The sequence below is a fragment of the Microcystis sp. M_OC_Ca_00000000_C217Col genome (assembly GCF_007095585.1).
In the GTDB taxonomy this organism is placed as follows: Bacteria; Cyanobacteriota; Cyanobacteriia; order Cyanobacteriales; family Microcystaceae; genus Microcystis; species Microcystis panniformis.
In genome coordinates, this window is sequence record NZ_SFBV01000274.1 from 1 (window position 1) to 5,226 (window position 5,226).

6 protein-coding genes and 1 pseudogene are annotated in these 5,226 nt (G+C 44.6%); 2 read left to right on the top strand and 5 right to left on the bottom strand.

The window, feature by feature from the left end; translation table 11 throughout:
• Together EWV66_RS17250 and EWV66_RS17255 are read left to right on the top strand one after the other, a co-directional pair.
• Positions 1-253 (top strand): annotated as a pseudogene (locus EWV66_RS17250) (Uma2 family endonuclease); the annotation flags it as partial.
• A 275-nt stretch (positions 254-528) separates the two neighbouring features.
• On the top strand, positions 529-1,149 hold the full coding sequence (locus EWV66_RS17255) for a metalloprotease (RefSeq protein ID WP_052277043.1): 621 nt from the start codon (positions 529-531) through the stop codon (positions 1,147-1,149).
• A gap of 51 nt (positions 1,150-1,200) precedes the next feature.
• On the opposite strand, the gene EWV66_RS17260 is transcribed toward EWV66_RS17255, so the two are convergent.
• The 5 genes from EWV66_RS17260 to petP all read right to left on the bottom strand — a co-directional run bounded on the left by EWV66_RS17260 (position 1,201) and on the right by petP (position 4,834).
• Entirely contained in the window at positions 1,201-1,371 is a 171-nt protein-coding gene (locus tag EWV66_RS17260; RefSeq protein ID WP_002742489.1) for a CAB/ELIP/HLIP family chlorophyll-binding protein, read from the bottom strand.
• A gap of 88 nt (positions 1,372-1,459) precedes the next feature.
• Positions 1,460-2,188 (bottom strand): Bax inhibitor-1/YccA family protein, encoded by a 729-nt coding sequence (locus EWV66_RS17265; RefSeq protein WP_043996014.1) that lies wholly within the window; start codon positions 2,186-2,188, stop codon positions 1,460-1,462.
• Between the two features lie 368 nt (positions 2,189-2,556).
• Positions 2,557-3,537 (bottom strand): chlorophyll synthase ChlG, encoded by a 981-nt coding sequence (gene chlG / locus EWV66_RS17270; RefSeq protein ID WP_072927582.1) that lies wholly within the window; start codon positions 3,535-3,537, stop codon positions 2,557-2,559.
• A gap of 6 nt (positions 3,538-3,543) precedes the next feature.
• Complete coding sequence (locus tag EWV66_RS17275) at positions 3,544-4,620, bottom strand: Get3/ArsA fold putative tail anchor-mediating ATPase NosAFP (RefSeq protein ID WP_052277044.1); 1,077 nt, start codon at positions 4,618-4,620, stop codon at positions 3,544-3,546.
• A gap of 22 nt (positions 4,621-4,642) precedes the next feature.
• On the bottom strand, positions 4,643-4,834 hold the full coding sequence (gene petP, locus EWV66_RS17280) for a cytochrome b6f subunit PetP (RefSeq protein ID WP_002742483.1): 192 nt from the start codon (positions 4,832-4,834) through the stop codon (positions 4,643-4,645).
• Positions 4,835-5,226: the final 392 nt, after the last annotated feature.

A 5,226-nucleotide genomic window follows, 5' to 3' on the forward strand; every position in this document is an offset into this window, starting at 1 on the left:
CTTAGGCTATTGGTTGGGAACTTGGGAGGGTACTATTGACCGAGAAACGGCAATCTGGGCCAGATTTTATGACTCGGAAGGCAATTTAATCCCCTTGCCAGAAGAAGCAGCACAGGAGCAAGCAGCTGCAGCACAGGAGCAAGCGGCCGCAGCACAGGAGCAATTAAATGCTACTCAGCAAGCTCTGGAAGCGGAAAGACAGCGTTCTCAACGGCTGGCGGCTCGTTTGCGAGAAATGGGGATAGACTTGTAGTACAAGTGTAACGAATGTTCGGGGTGGGGAGATGGGGAAATGACCTGATGGGGAGCTTTTTGCCTGACTGACGGGCAGATTTTCAACACAATCAGTGGTCGTGCCAAATTAATTTCCTCAACCTTGAGGAGAAATTCTGTCAACTTCGATCAAAAGCCGCGTAAATTCTGTATTTTCTCTGAAAGTCTTATACATAGCTTTTAAAATTGTGATCGTAGCGGTAGGCTAATTCAGATCAATTAAACTTCTTCCTCACTCCCGACTTTGTTAGTACCATGAAACCTAACTCTGGCCTTAAACGGTTATTATCCCTGATATCTGCCGTTTCTTGTAGTTCCCTCTTGATTTTATCCCCTCTAGCCCAGAGAGCGCAAGCAGACGATATTACGGATGCCCTAGAAGCGGTAATTGAATATACGGCTCAATTACACCAGATCAATTTTAAGTATTTGTTAAGCAATGGGCCGATAACCACTCCCTGCGGCGTAATTTCCCTAGCGGCTTTCTGCACTGTAGATAATACAGTCTATGTCAATCTCAAGCAAGTTACTGGTATTAGCGATAATCCTCTATTTCCCCTTTACGCCGTCGCTCATGAGGCCGCTCACGCTGTTCAGTGGAATCGGGGTATTGGTGGCATCGATGAAGGTGGAATGAGCATCGGCATTGAATTACAGGCCGATTGTCTAGCCGGAGATACCCTTTCCTGGTTATTTACCGAAGCGAGAGGTTTATCCAAACAGGATTATATAATAGCAGGAAAACTTCTAGCGGAAGCGGCCTCGGAAGTGGGCGATTTTGAAGCTCCTAATCGCTCCCACGGCACACCACAACAGCGAGGTGATTCGGTCCTGCAAGGATTCTACGGGGAAAATCATGAAGCCTGTATGCGTTAGCTAACACTCAAGGCTTTATTTCCCCTAGAATGCCTAAAAAAGCCTAAAAAACTACTGTAACCCTAACCAAGATAGCAGACCTTGGCCAGTTAGATACTCAATCAACAGGGTGATCACAAAACCAATCATAGCGGCTCTACCGTTGAGGCGCTCGGCATAGTCATTAAAACCAAATTTGGGATCTTCTAATTTGGGGGTTTGAGTCGGTTGTGGTTCAGTCATGATCTTTACAGTCCGTTTACATTTCTTTACTATTCTAGCGGAGTTAGAAGTTAGGTTGTAACTAATTTCTAACTCCTCTCTATTTGCCCTAATCTCGACCGTTAAGAGCGATTAAAAGGCGCAGAATAAAGATAAATAGGTTGATATAGGTCAAATACATCGATAAAGCAGCACTAAGATACTGTTCATCTCTGTAGGTACGGGGCAAGATGTAAAAGTCCACCACTGCCGAACCAGCAAACAAGAAAACCCCGATGCCAGAAATAGCAATTTCTAACCAGGTGGGAGTAGCACCACCAAAGATAGAGAAAATTAGCTGACCAATGAGAACAATAAAGAGAGCGAGAATACCGATGCTAACGGTTTGAGTCAGGGCTAAACCATCTTTTTCCGACAGATTAGAGCCGATATTCCGTCCCAACACAAAAGCAATGCCGCAACCGAGGGCAGCAATTGCTACTCCTCGCAAACCGACACCGGAAGTACCTAAGGCCACATAGACGATTCCACTGAGAGTATAGCCAGAAAGAAGACTATAGAGAGTCAGCAGGGGCAGAGCAGTGCCTGTATTGCCTCTTTCCGCAGTATTACGGGCGACAAAAAATAAAATAATCTCGGCAACCAGGGCGACAAAGAAAGTCGGGAAGAAAATCTGGGGATAGGATTGGATCACACCTAAACCGCCATAGGTTCCCACCGCAGTCAAAATTAGACCGCCACCGAGATAGGGCAGGGCCTTGGGGATAACATTGGGGCCGATAAGTGCTTGGCTTTTAGCCTCGCGTAAAGCTTGGCGAAAATTACTGGTATTACTCATGGTGACTAGGTTCGAGATACTTGTCTCAATCAATCTTGTTAAACAGAAACTATTCTTGATTAGTTCGTCAAGAATGGCAAATCGGAGGGAAGAAAAAAAGGTAAATTTTTCCCCCGGCATCGATTCCCTCTTGATTGTAACGAAAAGACTAGGGATCGAGCTAAGTAGGTAGGTGTTAAAAATTGTCAGATACCCCCCTTATCAAGGCGGGATCGGCACCCCCCTTATCAAGGGGGGATTAAGGGGGGATCGAACCGAAAATCCATTTTCACCCCCCTTGACCGCTCAAGTTACCTTAAACAGAAGCCCAATTCAAGGCGATTATGTCCCATAAACTGGATATTTCCTGTTTTTATTAACTACAATCTTCAGAGTATCCCCTGACCTAAAGCCAAACCTGTCACCAACATTCCTAACACTAGAAAAGGCTGGGCGCTGGCTTGATATTTGACATCATTTTTGAGCGGATCCCGCAAAAAATACATATCTTGGAAAGTGATCTGAGGGATAATTAATAACAGTAAAATAGCGGCATAAAGATTCTGATGAATACTAATCAGATAGCCAGCAATTCCTGCTTGAAAAACATCGATCATAATCACACAAATCCAAGCTGCGGTGGTAATTCCGAACATAACTGGCAAGGATTTTAAGCCTAATTTTTCGTCACCCTCCACACTTTTAAAGTCGTTGACCACAGCAATGCCTAAACCCGCCAGACTATAGATGAGGGTTAGGATCATAATTGTCCAATTTAACTGACCAAAAAGGGCGTGACCTGCCCACCAAGGTAAGGCTATATAACTAGCACCGAGGGCATAATTTCCTAGCCAACCATTTTGTTTTAATTTTAAAGGCGGCGCTGAATAAATATAGGCAATAAAAGAACCAAATAGGGTTAAACAGAGCATGAGCGGGAAATCATGACCGGCCCAGCGATCAAGAAGATAAGATATTCCTAACCCAGCTGCTAATAAAACCAAAATCTGACCGACCACTTGGGGAATAGAAATTGCCCCCGAAGGAATCGGACGATAGGGTTCATTAATTGCATCAATTTCTCGATCATAAAAATCATTTAAAGTTTGGGTATAACCAGTCATCAATGGACCAGAAAGTAACATACAGGTGGCCGCTTTTAAGACATCTTCTAAAGACCAAGTATAATTCCCCGATGAAGCCGCCCCACAGACAACCCCCCAAATTAGAGGAATCCAAGTGATCGGCTTCATCAATTGTAAGCGGATTTTCCAGAGGGAAGTTTCTGCCGATGAGGCCCCTTTCATGCCCAATAATTGGCGAGTTTTTGCGCCTCGATTATCCTTGTTTTCTATCTCGGTGTTCGACATAATCCCTTAAAAAGAAATAATTAAGTAACCGTCTTGGAATTTGGCCCCTTTTACCGCTCGTCCGGTTAGAGGCGGTGGTACATCAATATTACGCCGTTGATCCCCGGCTTCGATGGTTAATTCTGGACCCGATTGCGTCAGTTTTACCTGTTTTTTCTCGAATCCGGGTAAATAAACCTTTACCTGACCGGCTGCCGTATCGATTATTAACGGTTTGGGCGGCTGCACCGTGAGAAAATTGGGTAACTCGGCGATTAATTCCTGCCAATCTTCTCCTTGACGGTCGGGTAAAATCGCAGCCGGCAGCGGGGCAAAATCCTCCGTAGCACTCTGACAGCGATTAAAAATCACTCCCCCCACATTTAAACCGATTTGCTGCGCCCCACCCCAAAGATATTTGGCATCTGCGATCGCAATTGGATCATCATTGGTGACTAGATAGGCTAAAACTCGCCGAGGATCGGCTAAAGCGGAACGTCCCTCGTCTAGAATGTTATTATCGACCTTCTTCCCTAAACCGTCGGGATTAAAGGAGAAATTCAGCACGGCGGCGGCGATTGGTTGCAAAAAGGGAGAAAGGGTGCGACCAATCTCAGAATCGCTGAAAACCTGCCGGAAACGCCGTGAATACCAGCTGCCCACCTCTGGAATCCCTAACATTCGCAGACTGTTTATATCTCCGCTGCCGTCGTAGATGATGACATCGTAATTTCCGCTTTTATCCTGTTCCCGCAGGAAATTTAAGGCTAGAGCTTGGTCTATTCCGGGTAAAACGCCCAACTCTTGACCATAAACATTTTTCAAGGTGGGAGAACGCAAATACTGCTTTTCCAATTCCTTGACTTCTTCCCAACTTTTTTCTAGTAACTGGGTACTACTAAGCTGGACAACCGAGAGATTAGGGGCAATTTCCGTAATAGAGGAGCTAGGCGAGGCCTTGAGGAGTAATCCCCAAGCGGGACCAGAATCTTGCCCGATCAAGAGAACTTTTGACCCCAGACCAGCCATTTTCTTTGCCGAAGCGATCGCTATTGTACTGCGACCGCTGCCCCCCTTGCCCAAAAAGGTCAAAATTAAGGACATAATTAATTCCTAAGCGTTATATTTAGATGAGTTTGAGTTCATCCTCAAAAAACCAAGTAGCGGTCTTATCATCGAACTGGACAACAGCACCAACACCGCTGCCATCGGTCATCTTAAAATTTTTGATGACACCCACTTTACCCAATTTACCCGCTACGTCCGAGTTAACGCGGTCTCTTAAGCGACAGACCTTGACTTTTTGCCCGATTTCCATTACTTCCACAGTTTTAATAAGACGATAATTCAATAAACCAATCCTAAGTTTAATATAAATTCGTGTCAGATAAACCCCCCAATGATCTTCGGTCATTAGTCTTTCTAAGATCATCTGCACTTAGCGATCATATATACTAGGACATTGAACAAAATCAACTTCTTGCTTAGGATAGGCAATAGGCAATAGGCAATAGGCAGTTAGATAAGTAGCTGGTTATAATTGAATTAAAAATGGATTTTAGGTTCGATCCCCCCTGCCCCCCTTATCAAGGCTATCCATTAGTCGGATCTTTCTTAACAAAAAGAGAAGAAACTTAAAAAAAGGGGAAACGATTGATAGGTATAGTTTTGAAAGAAGGAATTAAGGTGGAGGTAAGCAAAAAAATGGAG

Excerpts from the sequence above, each read along its gene's own strand:
- EWV66_RS17255 (WP_052277043.1), top strand. The coding sequence starts at position 529 with ATGAAACCTAACTCTGGCCTTAAACGGTTATTATCCCTGATATCTGCC.
- EWV66_RS17260 (WP_002742489.1), bottom strand. The coding sequence starts at position 1,371 with ATGACTGAACCACAACCGACTCAAACCCCCAAATTAGAAGATCCCAAA.
- EWV66_RS17265 (WP_043996014.1), bottom strand. The coding sequence starts at position 2,188 with ATGAGTAATACCAGTAATTTTCGCCAAGCTTTACGCGAGGCTAAAAGC.
- chlG (WP_072927582.1), bottom strand. The coding sequence starts at position 3,537 with ATGTCGAACACCGAGATAGAAAACAAGGATAATCGAGGCGCAAAAACT.
- EWV66_RS17275 (WP_052277044.1), bottom strand. The coding sequence starts at position 4,620 with ATGTCCTTAATTTTGACCTTTTTGGGCAAGGGGGGCAGCGGTCGCAGT.
- petP (WP_002742483.1), bottom strand. The coding sequence starts at position 4,834 with ATGGAAATCGGGCAAAAAGTCAAGGTCTGTCGCTTAAGAGACCGCGTT.